The 16195-nt window shown below is 33.1% G+C and carries 16 protein-coding genes; 9 read left to right on the top strand and 7 right to left on the bottom strand.

From position 1 onward, the window contains the following. Nucleotides 1–22: 22 nt before the first annotated feature. Nucleotides 23–520, bottom strand: a complete 498-nt coding sequence (locus tag QQS39_RS07605) for a GAF domain-containing protein (protein WP_088495806.1) — start codon at nt 518–520, stop codon at nt 23–25. A gap of 279 nt (nt 521–799) precedes the next feature. Between QQS39_RS07605 and yebS the strand changes: the two genes are divergently transcribed. The 3 genes from yebS (at nt 800) to QQS39_RS07590 (ending at nt 4766) form a co-directional block, all read left to right on the top strand. Continuing rightward, nucleotides 800–2056 (top strand): membrane integrity lipid transport subunit YebS, encoded by a 1257-nt coding sequence (gene yebS / locus QQS39_RS07600; protein WP_285805672.1) that lies wholly within the window; start codon nt 800–802, stop codon nt 2054–2056. Beyond that, nucleotides 1998–4316, top strand: coding sequence for a PqiB family protein (locus QQS39_RS07595; RefSeq protein ID WP_151434918.1), 2319 nt, complete (start codon nt 1998–2000; stop codon nt 4314–4316). The genes yebS and QQS39_RS07595 overlap by 59 nt, the downstream gene beginning before the upstream one ends. A 207-nt stretch (nt 4317–4523) precedes the next feature. Then, nucleotides 4524–4766 (top strand): DUF1480 family protein, encoded by a 243-nt coding sequence (locus QQS39_RS07590; protein WP_075673379.1) that lies wholly within the window; start codon nt 4524–4526, stop codon nt 4764–4766. Nucleotides 4767–5073: 307 nt separating this feature from the next. Here the strand turns inward: QQS39_RS07590 and QQS39_RS07585 are convergent, their stop codons facing one another. The 4 genes from QQS39_RS07585 to ftnA form a co-directional block, all read right to left on the bottom strand. Then, a complete protein-coding gene (locus tag QQS39_RS07585; RefSeq protein ID WP_285805671.1) occupies nt 5074–5418 on the bottom strand; it encodes a YebY family protein in 345 nt (114 codons plus the stop codon). 47 nt (nt 5419–5465) lie between these two features. Beyond that, entirely contained in the window at nt 5466–6362 is an 897-nt protein-coding gene (gene copD / locus QQS39_RS07580) for a copper homeostasis membrane protein CopD (RefSeq protein WP_285805670.1), read from the bottom strand. After that, nucleotides 6362–6754 carry a copper homeostasis periplasmic binding protein CopC gene (gene copC, locus QQS39_RS07575; protein ID WP_151434915.1) on the bottom strand — a complete coding sequence of 131 codons (393 nt, stop codon included), beginning with the start codon at nt 6752–6754 and terminating at the stop codon, nt 6362–6364. Before copC ends, copD begins: the two co-directional genes overlap by 1 nt. Nucleotides 6755–7203: 449 nt before the next feature. Beyond that, nucleotides 7204–7707, bottom strand: a complete 504-nt coding sequence (gene ftnA / locus QQS39_RS07570) for a non-heme ferritin (RefSeq protein ID WP_075673382.1) — start codon at nt 7705–7707, stop codon at nt 7204–7206. Between the two features lie 702 nt (nt 7708–8409). Between ftnA and QQS39_RS07565 the strand changes: the two genes are divergently transcribed. The 5 genes from QQS39_RS07565 to QQS39_RS07545 all read left to right on the top strand — a co-directional run bounded on the left by QQS39_RS07565 (nt 8410) and on the right by QQS39_RS07545 (nt 13562). Continuing rightward, nucleotides 8410–8844, top strand: coding sequence for a universal stress protein (locus QQS39_RS07565; RefSeq protein ID WP_072062602.1), 435 nt, complete (start codon nt 8410–8412; stop codon nt 8842–8844). 315 nt (nt 8845–9159) lie between these two features. Next, nucleotides 9160–9540: a DUF2628 domain-containing protein gene (locus QQS39_RS07560; protein ID WP_023582416.1), complete on the top strand. Its 381-nt coding sequence runs from the start codon at nt 9160–9162 to the stop codon at nt 9538–9540. Nucleotides 9541–9770: 230 nt separating this feature from the next. After that, nucleotides 9771–10322 carry a class IV adenylate cyclase gene (locus tag QQS39_RS07555; RefSeq protein WP_285805669.1) on the top strand — a complete coding sequence of 184 codons (552 nt, stop codon included), beginning with the start codon at nt 9771–9773 and terminating at the stop codon, nt 10320–10322. A 339-nt stretch (nt 10323–10661) separates the two neighbouring features. Next, a complete protein-coding gene (nqrE, locus tag QQS39_RS07550; protein WP_151434913.1) occupies nt 10662–11261 on the top strand; it encodes an NADH:ubiquinone reductase (Na(+)-transporting) subunit E in 600 nt (199 codons plus the stop codon). A 702-nt stretch (nt 11262–11963) separates the two neighbouring features. Further along, nucleotides 11964–13562 carry a methyl-accepting chemotaxis protein gene (locus QQS39_RS07545; RefSeq protein ID WP_285805668.1) on the top strand — a complete coding sequence of 533 codons (1599 nt, stop codon included), beginning with the start codon at nt 11964–11966 and terminating at the stop codon, nt 13560–13562. Between the two features lie 74 nt (nt 13563–13636). On the opposite strand, the gene QQS39_RS07540 is transcribed toward QQS39_RS07545, so the two are convergent. Further along, entirely contained in the window at nt 13637–14374 is a 738-nt protein-coding gene (locus QQS39_RS07540; RefSeq protein WP_285805667.1) for a phosphatase, read from the bottom strand. A gap of 334 nt (nt 14375–14708) precedes the next feature. Between QQS39_RS07540 and QQS39_RS07535 the strand changes: the two genes are divergently transcribed. Continuing rightward, nucleotides 14709–15149, top strand: coding sequence for a type II toxin-antitoxin system HicB family antitoxin (locus tag QQS39_RS07535; RefSeq protein WP_285805666.1), 441 nt, complete (start codon nt 14709–14711; stop codon nt 15147–15149). Nucleotides 15150–15223: 74 nt separating this feature from the next. Here the strand turns inward: QQS39_RS07535 and QQS39_RS07530 are convergent, their stop codons facing one another. Further along, the gene (locus QQS39_RS07530) at nt 15224–16087 is read right to left on the bottom strand and encodes a lipase family alpha/beta hydrolase (protein WP_285805665.1); all 864 of its coding nucleotides are present in this window, start codon (nt 16085–16087) and stop codon (nt 15224–15226) included. Between the last annotated feature and the right edge of the window lie 108 nt (nt 16088–16195).

Below are 16195 nucleotides of genomic sequence, written 5' to 3'. Positions count from 1 at the left end.
CAATTTCTATGGCAAACGCCTGTTAACTTACACAAAATTCACAATATTTTGCTGTATGACAAGTTTTTAAATGCTCGCAGAGCACGTCACACAACGCTTTAAGCCCATTTTCATCTTTTTTATCAAAACGATCAAAAATAGGACTATCAATATCGAGAACGCCGATAATTTGTCCATTTACTTCTAAAGGTAGAACAATTTCAGACTGACTTGCACTGTCACAAGCAATATGACCACTAAATTGATGAACGTCACTTACTCTTAAAATTCTGTTTTCGGAGTATGCAGTTCCGCAAACTCCTTTTCCAAAACCTATTCTGACACAAGCAATTTTGCCTTGAAATGGGCCAAGGACTAATGAATCACCATCATTAAGATAAAACCCAACCCAATTTATCGTATCTAACTTCTCGTAAAGAAGCGCGCTGGTATTAGCAAGTGATGCGATAAGATCATTTTCACCAGACAACAAGGCTGACAAATTATCAGTGAGTTCCTGATAAAAAAGCGATTTTGGCATCATTAAATCCTATTTGCGTAACTAAAATAGATAACATATCTCGTAATTTAGCCTATTTTATCTTGAGGTTGAATACTCCATTTTCAAGAATTGGCTAAAAAAACGATAATATTCCCTTAACACCCACAAAAAAAATCAGACACTTTGCATTGTAAAATGAAAGGCATAAATATAATAAAAATGCTAACTTGTGAACCATTGAGTATAGGTGCTTTTTTTTAGCTTAATCAAACGATAACTCTTGAGAAAACCAACTTAGGCGAACTAACGAGCAACATAGTGAACAATATCGCAATAAAGGGAAAAAAATCAATACGCTGTCAGGAGTGTGATCACCTCGTGACACTACCTCTTGCATTAAAGCGTGGAGAAGATGCTTATTGCCCACGTTGCCAAGCCAAACTCGCATCTTATCGTTCTTGGTCATTAACTCGTCTACTTATTCTTTCTATTACAATGCTTATTTTGGCATCAATAGCATTTACTCAGCCACTAGTTAAAATTCATCTATTAGGCACAATGATAACCGCGAATGTGCTTGACGGTATTCGCATGATGTCAGAGCAAGGCTCTCCTCTTACAGCAACAATGGTAGCCTTTTGTGCTATTGCTGCTCCACTTAGCCTCCCCATCGCTATTTTATATCTCCATTTAGGCTCTCGCTTACGCCTTAATCTTCGCCCAGTCTTATTAATGTTAGGGAAATTAAAAGAATGGGTAATGCTAGATGTCTATTTAATAGGGCTTGGTGTTGCAACAATAAAATTAGGCGATTATGCAACTGTTTATATTGGCAATGGCTTAATTGCTTTTGTTTCTTTAATGATACTCAGCTTATTAATGCTAATTAACATTAATATGGACCAACTTTGGCAACGCTTTTATCCACAAAAAGAAATAGAAAAAAGCCCTGCAACTTGCCATGCCTGTCATTATCATTTTAAAAGAACACCATCAACACACTGCCCTCGTTGTAAATCTTGCTATACCTCAAGACAGCCAATGAGTTTACAAAAAACATGGGCTGCATTAATTTCAGCAATAATTTTACTAATACCTGCAAATCTATTACCTATTTCTATTTTCTATTTAAATGGTCAGCGTAGTGAAGACACTATTTTTTCAGGTGTACTTTCCTTAGTGAATTCAGGTAATACTCCAATTGCAGTTATTGTCTTCATTGCCAGTGTTTTTGTGCCTTTTTTCAAGATTATAATTATGCTGGGCTTATTATTAAGCATTCATTTTAATTCTCGTATTGACCCCCTACTTCGAATGAAACTATACCGTTTTGTCTCTTGGATAGGACGATGGTCAATGCTTGATCTCTTTGTGATTGGGCTAATGATGTCATTGATTAATCGAGATCAATTGATGACTTTCACAATGGGGCCAGCGGCTTTTTATTTTGGTACTGCGGTTATTCTTACTATCCTTGCCGTTGAATGGTTGGATAGTCGTTTACTATGGGATACTTATGCAACAAGAAGAAAACGACGTTCAGGACACACAAGCCCAAATACGCCGCAAGCGTAGAATTTCGACATTTTGGCTACTGCCTGTCATCGCCATTTTTATTGCTAGTTGGTTGCTTTTCCAACATTGGCAAGATAAAGGCGTACAAATCACGATTGATTTTCAATCCGCATCAGGAATTGTCTCTGGCAGAACACCTATTCGCTATCAAGGCGTTGATGTGGGTTTGGTTAAAGATGTCACGTTAAGCGACGACTTACGTCGAGTTATTGTTACAGCCGATATCCGCAAAGATCTCGCCACAACGCTACGCCAAAACACACAGTTTTGGTTAGTTACACCTAAGGCCAGCCTTTCTGGTGTATCTGGGCTAGATGCTTTAGTTGGTGGTAACTATATCAGCATGTTACCGGGTGACGGTGAAAAGCAGTTTAAATTTATTGCTCAGGAAGTTCGTCCTCAAGCTAATATTGATAAAAATCAGCAATTAATAACCTTAACGACAGAAAAACTAGGCTCACTCAATGTTGACTCTCAAGTTTATTATCGCCAAGTTCCTGTTGGTAAGGTGTATAGCTATGCGATTCGCCCTGATAATCAAGGTATTTTTATTGAACTAAGTATTGATAAACAGTACGCCCACTTAATTCGTCAAGATAGCCATTTCTGGAACGTCTCTGGCTTTCAAGGTAGTTTTAATTTAAAAAGTGGTGTATCAGTAAAAATGGAAAGCGTTTCTGCTTTAATCAATGGTGCTATTGCTTTTGATTCCCCAGAAAACAGCCCTCCAGCACAAAAAAACCAGCAATTCGTTTTACAATCAGCAACCTCCGTAGATGCAGGTAAAGCAATATATGGCGAAGATGGATTAATTATTTCACTAACTAGTGAAGAAAGTTGGGGTGTTGATGCAGGGCAACCTATTCTCTTTAGAGGAATTACTGTTGGGCAAATCATTCAGCGTAATATGAGTGATGATGGGGTTATTTTTGATGCAATTATCGCCCCTGAATATAAACATTATATTTATGAAAATAGTAAATTTGTTGCCAATAGCCGGATTAACGTCAATATGGGTCTAAATGGTATTGAAGTTCAAGGCGCGGCACCTCAAGAATGGCTTGAAGGAGGTATTCATCTTATTCAAGGTACTAAAGGAGCACCTAAAGAACAGTATCGCCTTTATCGTAACGACTTTTTTGCCAAAGCCAGTATTAATGGTAATGAATTACCAGTGACACTCACTTTAAAAGCATCAAGTCTTCCTGGGATACAAAAAGGTTCAGTGGTTCTTTATCATCAATTCCAAGTCGGTGAAATTACTGATGTTCGACCTTTAATGGATGAATTTGATATTGATGTTTATATTTCAAAACAATACCGCCATCTACTCACAGAAAAGAGTGTATTTTGGACTGAAGGGGCAGCTAAAGTATCTGTTAATGGCTCAGGATTAACTGTTGAAGCAACACCACTAAATCGTGCATTAAAAGGCGCAATCAGTTTTGATAATTTCGAAAATATCAATAACAACGTTTCACGTTACAAACTCTATTCATCAGAAACTAGCGCACGAGCTATCGGCGCTCAAATTACGTTAAAAACCTACGACGCAAGCAAACTTTCTGAAGGAATGCCTATTCGTTATTTAGGCATTGATATTGGACAAGTCGAATCATTAATCCTTTCACCTGATAGAAAAGCAGTGACTGTATCTGCTGTTCTCTATCCTGATTATGTCAAAACCTTTGCGAGATCAGGCAGCCGCTTCGCTGTTGTTACTCCCGAATTAACAGCATCAGGATTAGATAACTTAGATTCACTGATACAGCCTTATATCAAAGCAGAACCTGGCAATGGTGGTGTATATCGTCAATTTGAATTACAAACCTCTAATATTACAGATTCACGTTATCTCGATGGATTAAACCTCGTGTTAAATGCCACTGAAGCGGGTTCGGTACAAATTGGCACACCTATTTACTACCGTGGTCTTGAAGTTGGCGCTGTAACAGGTCTTGAACTAGGAAATATGTCTGACAGAGTATTAATTCACATTCGTATTAGTAAAAAATATCAATACCTTGTTCGAAATAATACAGAGTTTTGGCTCTCATCTGGATATAACTTCTCGTTTGGTTTAACTGGTGGCGTTATTCGTAGTGGTACATTCAAGCAATTTATACGTGGTGGGATCACTTTCGCAACACCACCTTCCACACCATTACAAACGAAAGCAAAACAGGAACAGAATTTCATTTTAAATGATAAAGAACCCAAAGATTGGGATGAATGGGGAACGGCAATACCTAAACCTTAAAGATTAGGCAATTCTACTCTATTTTAGATAATTTATTTAAAGCGGATCACAAAAAATGATCCGCTTTTTTTATTTCCAAAAAAAATTTTGGAAATAGATTCCATTTATACTATGCTTAATTTTGTTCGGTCAAAAAGCATTCTGTAAAATAAATGCCACCAACAGAATACAACAAAATACATCATCGCTTAATCTGGAGCTTTATTTATGAAAAAGACAACGTTGAAAATTGCTTGCTATGAAATTGAAGATATTACTTTGAAACACTCTTCTGATAACCAATTAACTTATATTCATATTCCATGTGATTATGACAAAGAATTTTGCATGCAATTAGATGGATGGGATGAAAACACAAGTATTCCAGCCCAATTGAAAGATAAAAATATTCTGCTCTATCGTCATGCTTATGATAAAGATAGCCACCACTGGATTTTAAAAGTGGCATAACGAGATGCTAAAGCGAAATAACATAAAAAAAGCCAGATAAATCATTTATCTGGCTTAGGGAAATGGCTCATTGCGAGCCGTGCGCTAAAAAGTAATTGCTGATTACTGCATAAACAAAGATCGAGGACTAACTCAAACTTTTCTATCTCACAACCTACTGTTAAATATTAGCTAACAATATGTAAAGATCCAGTAAACAACCTAATAGCACACCACTTTCTATTCAAAAAATCTTTATTTTTAATTTTTATTATTTAAATCAGTATGATAAAAATAAAAAATCTTAGTCATATTATCAATCACTTGATTAATTACTCTCACAGAGTGACTTAATCGCATTCTGTATCACTTCTACTGATTTTTTCTTTTCAGGTACATTAGGATCTGGCAGTAAAATAATATCAATTAGCTGTGCTTTTACTTTTCCACTTTCCATTTGTTTCATTGCAATTTCATTAAGTGGATACTGCATCAGTGTTGCTGGATTAATCACAAACCAAGCACCATCAGCACGGCAATTAAGCATCACTTCTTCTCGAGTAAATGGCCAATCGTCACCAAATTGAAGCTTACTGACCGTTGAAATAGGTGCTGCAGAGAATGCCTGAAAAGAAAAAAGCATTAACATTCCTGCTAGTAAAAAACGTTTCATGTGGATGTCTCACTTAAGAAATTAGGTTTTTTCGATTATATAACAATCTATACAGGTGAGTTAATCGCAAAGATAGCTACAGCAAAAATAACCATTGTTCCAAGTAATAGCTCAAACCAACTATTTACTAGCAACCATTGAAAGTTATTTTTCTTACGGATATGAGGAACTAAGACATAGCGATTGATTACAGCTAGGACAAGCATTAACACCACTAAGCTAATTTTAAGCCATAACATACTTTGATATTCAGATGATAACTGTACTGCTGGCCATCCTGGAATTAACATAACAGCACTGATAATACCGGTAATAATAACCAATAAAACAGCAATATGACCAAAAAGTGAAAACCGCTTCATTGTACCAATAATAGGTTTGATCATTCCATCCACAAGCTCGTCTTTATTCCGTAAAAATTGCAAACAAGCGACAAATGGCCATAAACCACCAAACCAATAGGCGGCACTAATAAGATGAATGCTTTGATTAACTTTATAAAATATCGCTTCTGATCCTGTAAACATGGCACCATGACCAATAGATGCATGTAAGATCAACATAATTGAAGCAACAATTAATAAAGAAATATTACGAATATAACGTTGGTGTATAAATAAAACGGCTAATGCAACCGTTGCTAATGCCAATTGCCATTGCCAAACTTGACCAAACGAAGTCCCTAATACCACTTTCCATATTTCAAATGACCAAGCATCTTCCCATCCATCCCCCATAATACCGGATTGCACAATCATCCATAAATAAGTCGTAATAAAGACAGTGACCGTACTAATGGCTAATGCGGGGCGCAAACGAACTTGAATAAGAGGAATGAACTTATCTTTTGCAAGAATGGCAGCCGAGAAGCTCAGTCCGAACATAAACATGACTGCCACAAAATGGAAAAAACGGCATAAAATATAAACGTCTTCAGGTGTCATTATTTTACACTAAATTGATAAGAACCTTTTGTCTTGTGCCCATCAACAGAAACAACGCTCCAATTAACTAAATAATCACCTTCTGCTAAATCACTTTCTAAAGGCAGTAATAATTTAGTGTTATTAACCGGGTCTAAACTCAGTTTTCCTACGGTAATTTCTTTACCGTCGCTATTCGTGACCTTGATTTTACTAAAGGCTAATTCAATACCTTCAGAGAAATCTAATGTGATAACTTTAGGCGCTTGCGCTTGTTCAATCGCAGCACCTTCAGCAGGTAACTGTGATTTTAAGTGTGCATGAGCTAAGGCTTGTTGACATGACATACCAAGGAATAAAACAGCAATAGCCGATAATTTACCCCAAGATGTTTTAAGTGTATTTAATGACATAATAACCTCTTAAATTACAGGTGATTTTTTATTTATGAAAATATTTTATAGCAAATTTACGTCAAGATCTTCGCTTCTTGATATTAGAAATAAAAGGTTGTGAACTAGCACTCAAAATATATGTTATTTAGACCAGTTTCTGTTTCAAATATCACCCATTTTTACACTTTGAGAAAATATAATACCCATATTGACAGTCTAAACAGTTCAATACATAACCAAATACAACTAAAAGTAAAATAATCACTCAGTATAAATAGTATGGGATAGGTCATTTTTAGGATAAAAAACAGACAATGCAAATAAGGGAAGAAATAAAAGATAAGAATAGCAACAATAGAAAGGGAGGAAATGGCAATATAGCAGAATAAAAAACGCCCTGCTATTCATTCACAGCAGAGCGCAATAATTCATTTATTAACTTAGTCTATCTCAAGCTTTATTAATAATTAGACATGAGCAGATGTTGATAATGTGTTCAGATCTTTATCTAACAAGAATAAAGCTTTTCCACTGTCACCCACCATTGCTAATTTATCAAGGATTGATTTGAATAATTTTTCTTCTTCATGCTGCTCTGCAACATACCATTGTAAGAAGTTAAATGTTGAATAATCCTGAGTTGTCATTGCAACATGTGCTAATTTATTAATCTCAGATGTAATATGTTTTTCATGTTCGTAAGTTTTATCGAACAATTCAGATAATGATGAAAACTCAGCAGGTGGCGCTTCAATCGCACCCAATAAAGGCATTGCACCTGTATCACTTAAGTAATCAAATAAACGGTGCATATGTTCCATTTCTTCACGAGAGTGAGCTTTTAAAAATTTAGCTGCACCATCAAATCCTTTATCGTCGCACCAAGCACTCATTTGCAAATACAGATTTGCCGAATAAAACTCTAAGTTTAGCTGTTCATTCAATTTATTGATCATATCTTGATGTAACATATTTTACGTTCCTTACGATGAAAATTAACATTATGGATATTATGCACAGTTAAAAATAAAAATATAGTTATTTAAGTGTGGTTTTATATATTTTCTTCAATTAATTAGCCGTAATAAAAATAAAAACCAATCTCATTTGTAATATGCTTTTTATACTATTTAAAAGCGAAATAGCACTTATTATCATTAAGGCTAAATATGTATTTAATTATTGTGATTAATTACCTAACACATTGAAAACCATAGATATAACATTTAACCACTGGCTTTTTTTCTTTAGTTTTAATATTTATTGATTTCTCTTTATAGTCAAGTTAATTAAGATTAACATTAAATGAAAATAATATTTCACTTATTGGAAAATATTCAAAAATAAGCTTTTTAATATATCAATAAACATATGGGAAGTAATATTTACAATATTCGTCATTAGAAAAATAAAATATCCCTCTATTACTTATTATCATTTCTTATTTTTTATGATTTCTATTTGATATTGCTACATATTAGTTTTTTCAGACAGCAGCTTTTTTCATTTTTTTTCATATAAAAAAATACATAACTCTCAAAAAATAAAAATAATTTCAATTTTTGTGCAGTTTTTCATTTTGACTGATAAGATTAGTAGGTAACTCATATTTGTATGCACAAAAAATTAATATTAAAGCCCTAATCATAATAAAAGGTTAATTAGGAGCCACTATGACAAAAACAGTGTTAGTACCCGTTGATTTTACAGAGCTTGGTTTGTTGGACAAGGTTGTGTCTCATCTAAAAGCATTGTCTGTCGCTGACAAATTGAATATTCATTTTTTATCAGTCATTCCAAGTTATGAGTCTTTTGTTGGATTTGCATTCGCAGGCCAAGATAGACTAGCAAGTGATAAACAACGTATTGAAATTGCATTATCCACACTAAAAGAAAATTTATCACACATTGATATCCCCAATAGTACAACGCAATTTTACGTGTCTATAGGTAATCCTCGGGATAAAATTTTAGAAACCGCAAAAAAAATCCAAGCAGAGTTGATTGTCATTGGTTCTCGTAATCCTGGTATGAAAACTTATCTTCTAGGTTCTACCGCATCTTCAGTGGTTAGTTACGCAGAATCATCTGTATTAGTCGTACGTTAATTACCCACGCCCTACTTTTATAAGAAATCTGGTATTCGCCATAAACCAGATTTCTTATTCTTTTCACCATAAAATCCATTCAAAATGATATTTTATTTTATCATGTTTACTTTTAAGAGTGGTCATTAAAAATATATTCTGAAGCAATAAGATAATTATTAAAAAATGACTGGAAACACACTCACTTTAATACTTTTTATATAATCACTTACATCGATAATCTCTTAATAAATTTATATTGTTCGTAATGTTAAATTATGTAAAGATACTTTTCTATTAATGCTAAATTTAATCAACAGAGTAAAAGGAATTAAAATGAATAAAGAACTTTCTGAAAAATGGCAAGAGCGTTTTTCATTTTTTGATAAATATGGTTCACCTAAAACACCAGAATTTAAAGCTGCTTATAAAGAACTCTCCTTTGGTAAACGTATTCTTATTGGAATGAATATCTGGGCATTTTTCTTTGGCTTTATTTACTTCCTTATTTTAGGTTTATGGCGCAAAGCATTAACATTATTTGCTATTAATATCGCCATTTTTACTATTATTGGTTTTTTACCTGTAAACAATGGTGTTATCAATGCGGTAGGTATCGCAGTTAACATTTTATGGGCTATAACAGCCAACTATGCATACTACTTAAAAGAAACCAAAAATGATCAAAGTTGGAACCCGTTTGAAGGTGTTCTGTAATAATAAAGGGGGCATTGCCCCTTTTATTTTCCCTTATGTCTTTCTTTTTTAATCACACCATATCCTCTTCGCCTTATTTCATAGTAATTATATTCATTACTCTATTTAAATATTCTTATCTAACTTACTAAAATAGAAAATAATGAAATCACACTAAAAATTCGTTTTTATCTCAGAAGAACACCTTGTTAATGCGCTATAATTCATTAACGCTAAATTGGGGAAAACGTATGTCTGAACACTTTCAAGGTAAATTTGAAGCCGAACTAAAATATCACCTTCAAAATCCAAAGAGTTTTATTTATGAATTAACAAAATCAGGAGCCACATTATTTACACCTGAGAATAAAGAAACAGATTGGTATATGGAACATAATAATACTGGGTTTTCAACTCCAACTATCAGTTTATGTATAAGAAAAATGCTACCCTCAGGAATAAATCTTCTTATCGTTAAAGGTCCTGATTTATCACAATGTGAAGCTGTTCGCATCGAAGATGCAGAAAAAACAGTCTCTATGTTTACGACACTTGGCTACCATTGCATTCTCAATTATACAAAATCAAGAGAAATCTATTTTCTAGATAAGTTTCATATCACAATTGATAAACTAGATAAATTAGGCTCTTTTGCCGAGTTTGCTATCATGACGGACGACCAAAGCAAACTCCCACTCTACACTGATCAATTAAGACATTTAGCCGCAAGATTCGGATTTACAGAAAAAGATCTCGAGAAAAATAACTATAAAACACTTATGTTAAACACCCTCAAATCATAAACAAATTTATTCAGTCTAAACATCTCTATAAAAATAATTAAAAACGTTCTCACCTAAGCACCGATATGCTATCAACAGATATTGGTGTTTTGTCGTTTCTAACTCTTTTTTTGCCTTACCGAATAAAAACAAAAAATGAAGCTTTAAATATAAAATTTATTTGAATGCCACATTTATTACATTTATCCCCAAATTTTACTTTTCTTATCTCAAATAAATCTTACTCTTAGTCAAAAAATGTCATTTAGATCTAATTTTAAAGATATTTTTGCGATACCACTTATATTAATGCGCTGTTTTTAATAGAATTAGTAAAAAAATATATTAATAGGAGGGTTTATGCTTGAAAATTACCTTAATATCTTTATTAAGGCGACTTTTGTTGAGAATATGGCATTAAGTTTCTTTTTAGGAATGTGTACTTTTCTTGCTGTTTCTAAAGAAGTAAAAACCTCATTAAAACTAGGTCTTACTGTTACTGTTTTACTTATTATTGCCACACCTATCAATAACTTAATCTATCATTTTATTCTAAAGAAAGACGCGATAGTTGAAGGTATTGATCTTAGCTTTCTTAGATATATCACTTTTATTGGTGTTTTAGCGGCACTTGTTCAAATTTTAGAAATGTTTTTAGATAAATTTATCCCTTCACTTTATCACTCATTAGGGATTTTTTTGCCTTTATTGACTATTCATTGCGCTATCTTTGGTGCCACCATTTTTATGGTTGAACGTGATTACACCTTTACGGAATCAGTGATATATGGTGCAGGATGTGGCATCGGTTGGTTACTTGCGATTATCGCCCTCTCAGGTTTACGTGAAAAAATGAAATATTCAAATATTCCAAAAGGATTGAGAGGATTAGGGATCACATTTATCACAGTAGGGTTAATGTCTCTTGGTTTTATGTCATTCTCTGGTATTTCGCTTTAGCTGATTGTTTTTATCTTTAATTTTATGTGACATTTTCATGCATTCTTAGGATCATTATCGATATGATCTTTACTTATAAGCGGAAGGGTTATAAACCTTCCGTTTATAGAGATTTCGTCTGCTTTCTTATTTTTTCTCTACTACCCTTTTTTTATCATTCTCTTATTTATAACTTTAAGCTCTCTTATTTATTCTATTAAATAAACAAAAATTAATTTAATTTATTGCTGTTTTAATCATTATTACTTTTTTATTTTATAAATAGAAACACTTACAATACTTAAATCTAATTGTTTAAAAACAACCGAGTAAATTACATAAAGTTAATAATAAATCAACAGGTTAACCATCATCTACTAAGATGGTATCTTTTATATCATTTTTATTCTTTATCTTTAACTTTTAATATTTAAGAAAAATTAATTAAAAATCAAAGTGTTATAAAACCAACCAATACATTTAATAAATTTATAAATAAGAACAATAAATAAGCATAAAGAATATTTATAAAATGCCGATACTATTTTTTAGTATTTGAAAAAATCAAAAGGATATATGGCATTAAATCAAAGAGTGACCTAAAAACATATTTTCACTTGTTTTTTGAATTCTTTGTCTATACCAGTTACAGGAAGTAAAAATAGAACTTTAAAATCAATAAATTACACAGTTATATTTTTATGAAAAAGGAAATAACATTACATGTTTAATAACTTCAAACAACGTTATTTGCCAAACGTCTCTTTTAATATGTCGAGTTTAAAAACAACCACTTTAGTTTGGCTTATTACAGGCTCTTTAATCTTACTTCTTGGGCTAGCCTGTGTTTTATTTCTCTCTTCAGTTAATGATTACAAGAGAAACTTGAACACACTAAACAATATCTATCATGAACAGTCGCTCCTAAATAATACTTGGGAAAATCTACTACAAACACGTAATACCTTAAATAGAGCTAGCTCTCGCCACCTATTAATTATTAATAAAATGGCCACCGCCAATACTGACATCTCTTCGCTATTGCAACAAACTAAAGAAAAACTTCAACACGTTGAAAATGGATGGAAAAGTTTCAAGAGTTTTCCTCATAATGTTGAAGATCAAAGTTATATACAACAATTAGAGCAGAAATATACTGAGCTTAATGCAGCACTTATTGAATTTTTAGCCTTTCTAGAACAAGGCAAAACATATGAGTATTTAAATCAACCAACACAAACCTATCAAGACAATTTTGAGCAAGCCTATACTAACTATCATCAACAGCTAGAAAACTATTACACAGCCTCATTGGGGGAAGGTGAATTACTGTACGATAAAATTATTTATAGCTTAATCGCCATTTCAATATTAATTGTTATCTTTTCTTTCTTAGTTCAAGTTGTACTACGAAAAAACTTTATTTCACCTTTAAACGCTATCATGAAAAATATCGAAGATATTAGTAATGGAGAATTAGCGACCGATGTAACCACAAAAGGTCTATTTGAAATAAACATTCTCACTGCCAATATTCAAAAAATGCGAGATCAGATAAAACAAATCGTCAATAACATCAATCACAGCTCTGGCCTGATTAATTCAGAATTAAATGATATTGCTGTTATGAACAATAATCTTGCTATTCGTGTTGAACAACAATCAGCTGCTGTACTCGAAACCTCAGCAGGAATACGACAATTAAGCGTTACATCAAAACAACATGCAGAAAATACACAAGCATCCTGTGAGCTAGTAACAAAAACAGATACGATGATCCATCAAAGCAATGAAATGCTCGCTAACGTTGTTGAAAATATGCATGAAGTTGTCACGTTCTCTGAACAAATAAACGATATTACCTCTACTATCGATAATATTGCCTTCCAAACAAATCTATTGGCTTTAAATGCCGCCGTAGAAGCAGCAAGAGTAGGTGAACACGGAAAAGGTTTTGCGGTTGTCGCTAAAGAAGTAAGAGAATTATCCATTAGCTGTAATTTGGCATCAAAGGAAATAAAAGTACTTGTCGCCAATTCAAGTAAAAAAATAAATCAGTGTTTTCAATTAGCTGCGGACGCAAACGATAATATGGTAGATATTTCTAAACATACTGAAAATATTAATGAAATGATCCACGATATTTCTATTTCTACAAATGAACAAAGTAATGGTATTGCCCAAATTGAAGATGCAATAAATCAATTAGATCAAACAACACAAGCTAACTCAACAATGACACGAGAATTAGTTAGTTCATTAGATTCATTGCAAACACAATCAGATAGACTAAAACAAGAATTAACTGTTTTTCACCAGTAAGTGTTAAGTCTACCCACAGCATAAAAGCTATCTTAATCTTAGGATAGCTTTCTGCTTACTGATTTAACCCAATATTAAAAATGACTAAATTCAGGGATCTCTTTTTTACCGTGTGATTTTAGAAAATCTAACACCCTTCTTGGGGTTACATTTAATATACGCTCTTGTGGAAAATCTATTTGGGCTAATACTTCTAATACTCGATCAAAATTTCCTAGTGAAGAAGCAATGTGTGAGTCAGAGCCTAATGCTATTAATCCGCCTGCATCACGTACTGCTTTCGCTATTTCTATACAATTTTTCTCACTCCCTACTCTAGAATGAATAAATGATGAGTTATTCATTTCTAAAGCAACGTTGTAAGAGGCTGCTGCTTTTGCAACTTCAGCTATATCTATTGGATATTTCGGATTACCTGGGTGTGTAATCATTTGAACACAGCCACTAGCGATTGTTGCAATTAACGCTTTTGTATTATCAACAAGACCTAATGAACTCATGACTGGATCATGAAAACCAGCAAGCACAATATCTAATTTCTTGCTCATTTTCTCACTACAATCCGTTTCACCTTTAATATTTTTAATATTCGCTTCTATACCATAAAGAATACCAACACCATCAATAATACGAGGGATCACCGGTAAGTTAGAAAAATGCCATTCATGAGGTGCATCATCCATATCTGGGCCATGATCAGTAATTGCAAATAATTGAATTCCCTGCTTTTTAGCTTGTTGGAAATATTCACTAACTGTACTGTAAGCATGTGTACTAGCAATAGTATGAGCATGTAAATCAACGGGGTACATAAATAACTCCTTTCTAAAACACCTTATAAATATTGATAAGATGGTTTTTCTTAACTATAAAAACTAGCGAAAATCAATAATCAATTTCAGTAAAAACACCTAATAACCAACAAGCAATGTACTATCTACTTCACTTTTTCTCACATTAGCAAGAAATGAAGATAAATTTTAATAAATATGCTTTAATCTTTAACATACTATTTAATATCAAATAGATAAATAGAGTTTTACTTTAGTACTATACACAAGAGTACTATACACAAGAATTTTGAAAACACATTATATTGTGCAATTTCATGTTAAACCTAGTTTTCAACTTTATAAAAGGCTATTTATGTTCAACTATCCAGCAGTCGCTCATTTTGATGAAGAAAGTGAAACTTACGAAATTACCTACCGTGATTTTGATAATATACACGCTGTTGCTTATACAGAAGATGATATTGAACTAGAAGCCTCTGATATTTTACATGTAGGTCTTGAGGAATTTATTGCGAGCAAATTGCCTATTCCAGCGCCATCCAAAGCTCAAGCTAGTGATTTTATTGTCTACTTACCTCTTATTAGCTGCTTAAAGATTGCATTACACAATGCGATGCTAGAAACAAAGACAAAAAAATCTGATCTTGCAAGAAAGATGAATTTAACGAGTGCGCAAATAGAGCGTTTACTTGAAATTAATCAAACCTCAAAAGTAGATAGTCTAGAGCAAGCACTTTATTTATTAGGCTATGCTATTTCTGTCAGCGTTAATAAAGATATTAACCAACAATAATTAAAAACAAAAATGGCTCTAAATTAATTAGAGCCATTTGTACTAGATTATTTCACAATAAGTACGCAAGATAATTAAAGCTTTTTACTTGCTAAGAAATTCGCATGGTTTGTATAAATAGCAACGATATCCTCACCTCGCCCTACTAACCCTGCAACCTGATTCACCATATCCAGATGATCTTGCGCATAATTATCTTTAATCAGTTTACCTAACCGCATACTTGTGCGACCTACCAAGCCATCATTTTCACGTTCAGCAAAGAATGCACTTAATACACGCATTGAAGCATGAGTAGGATCGAGTAAATTGCCTTTTTCACCCGCAATCAAACCTTGGATATAGCTACCAAATGAATAGTAGTGAACACCATTTACGATTTCTTTACCTTCACCACCACGAACAGCAGGTAGCCCTTGTGGGTACTTTTTATTAAATTCAGTTACATTTTCAGTTGTTAATGCTTCTAACGCTGCGACAGCATCTTGTGAATTGCCGCGGTTACCTGAAAATGTAGAAATAATAGTACCAATAGCTTTCATTACGGCATCAGCAATATATTCTGGCACACTATCCTTGCGCATAATACGTCGTACTAAATCAGCAATCTCTGAACCATGGTTTACACCATTAACAGAGGTAACAGAAGCAATTTTCTTCGCATGTTTTGCTGCAACATAACGGCAAGCTAATGGACCTTGGCTATGACCGATTAAATTTACTTTTTTTGCTTTCGTTTCTTTGAGAACTTTTTGCACAAATTCCCAAAGTTGTTCACCACGAACTTCGTTAGAATTAAATGCAGAAAGAGATGCGGTGAAAACTTTATGACCATCCTTTTCTAAAGCATCCGCGATACCATAAAAATAAGGATAACCGACGATATCATCAAAACCAGATAAACCGTGAACTAAAACAATTGGGTATATTGTTGACATATTTTCCACTCCTTGGGTTTAAATTTATTTAATTTGCTAAACATCATATTAGCAATACTTAAAACAATATTTAGAATACAAAATTTAAAATACCATCTTTGATGTTCA

This window comes from Proteus appendicitidis (assembly GCF_030271835.1).
In the GTDB taxonomy this organism is placed as follows: Bacteria; Pseudomonadota; Gammaproteobacteria; order Enterobacterales; family Enterobacteriaceae; genus Proteus; species Proteus appendicitidis.
The sequence above is the reverse complement of the archived record's forward strand: the minus strand, read 5'-3'. Positions and strand labels throughout refer to the sequence as shown.

Coding starts and splice junctions, on each gene's coding strand:
- QQS39_RS07605 (WP_088495806.1), bottom strand. CDS start 520: ATGCCAAAATCGCTTTTTTATCAGGAACTCACTGATAATTTGTCAGCC.
- QQS39_RS07595 (WP_151434918.1), top strand. CDS start 1,998: ATGCAACAAGAAGAAAACGACGTTCAGGACACACAAGCCCAAATACGC.
- QQS39_RS07590 (WP_075673379.1), top strand. CDS start 4,524: ATGAAAAAGACAACGTTGAAAATTGCTTGCTATGAAATTGAAGATATT.
- QQS39_RS07585 (WP_285805671.1), bottom strand. CDS start 5,418: ATGAAACGTTTTTTACTAGCAGGAATGTTAATGCTTTTTTCTTTTCAG.
- copD (WP_285805670.1), bottom strand. CDS start 6,362: ATGACACCTGAAGACGTTTATATTTTATGCCGTTTTTTCCATTTTGTG.
- copC (WP_151434915.1), bottom strand. CDS start 6,754: ATGTCATTAAATACACTTAAAACATCTTGGGGTAAATTATCGGCTATT.
- ftnA (WP_075673382.1), bottom strand. CDS start 7,707: ATGTTACATCAAGATATGATCAATAAATTGAATGAACAGCTAAACTTA.
- QQS39_RS07565 (WP_072062602.1), top strand. CDS start 8,410: ATGACAAAAACAGTGTTAGTACCCGTTGATTTTACAGAGCTTGGTTTG.
- QQS39_RS07560 (WP_023582416.1), top strand. CDS start 9,160: ATGAATAAAGAACTTTCTGAAAAATGGCAAGAGCGTTTTTCATTTTTT.
- QQS39_RS07555 (WP_285805669.1), top strand. CDS start 9,771: ATGTCTGAACACTTTCAAGGTAAATTTGAAGCCGAACTAAAATATCAC.
- nqrE (WP_151434913.1), top strand. CDS start 10,662: ATGCTTGAAAATTACCTTAATATCTTTATTAAGGCGACTTTTGTTGAG.
- QQS39_RS07545 (WP_285805668.1), top strand. CDS start 11,964: ATGTTTAATAACTTCAAACAACGTTATTTGCCAAACGTCTCTTTTAAT.
- QQS39_RS07540 (WP_285805667.1), bottom strand. CDS start 14,374: ATGTACCCCGTTGATTTACATGCTCATACTATTGCTAGTACACATGCT.
- QQS39_RS07535 (WP_285805666.1), top strand. CDS start 14,709: ATGTTCAACTATCCAGCAGTCGCTCATTTTGATGAAGAAAGTGAAACT.
- QQS39_RS07530 (WP_285805665.1), bottom strand. CDS start 16,087: ATGTCAACAATATACCCAATTGTTTTAGTTCACGGTTTATCTGGTTTT.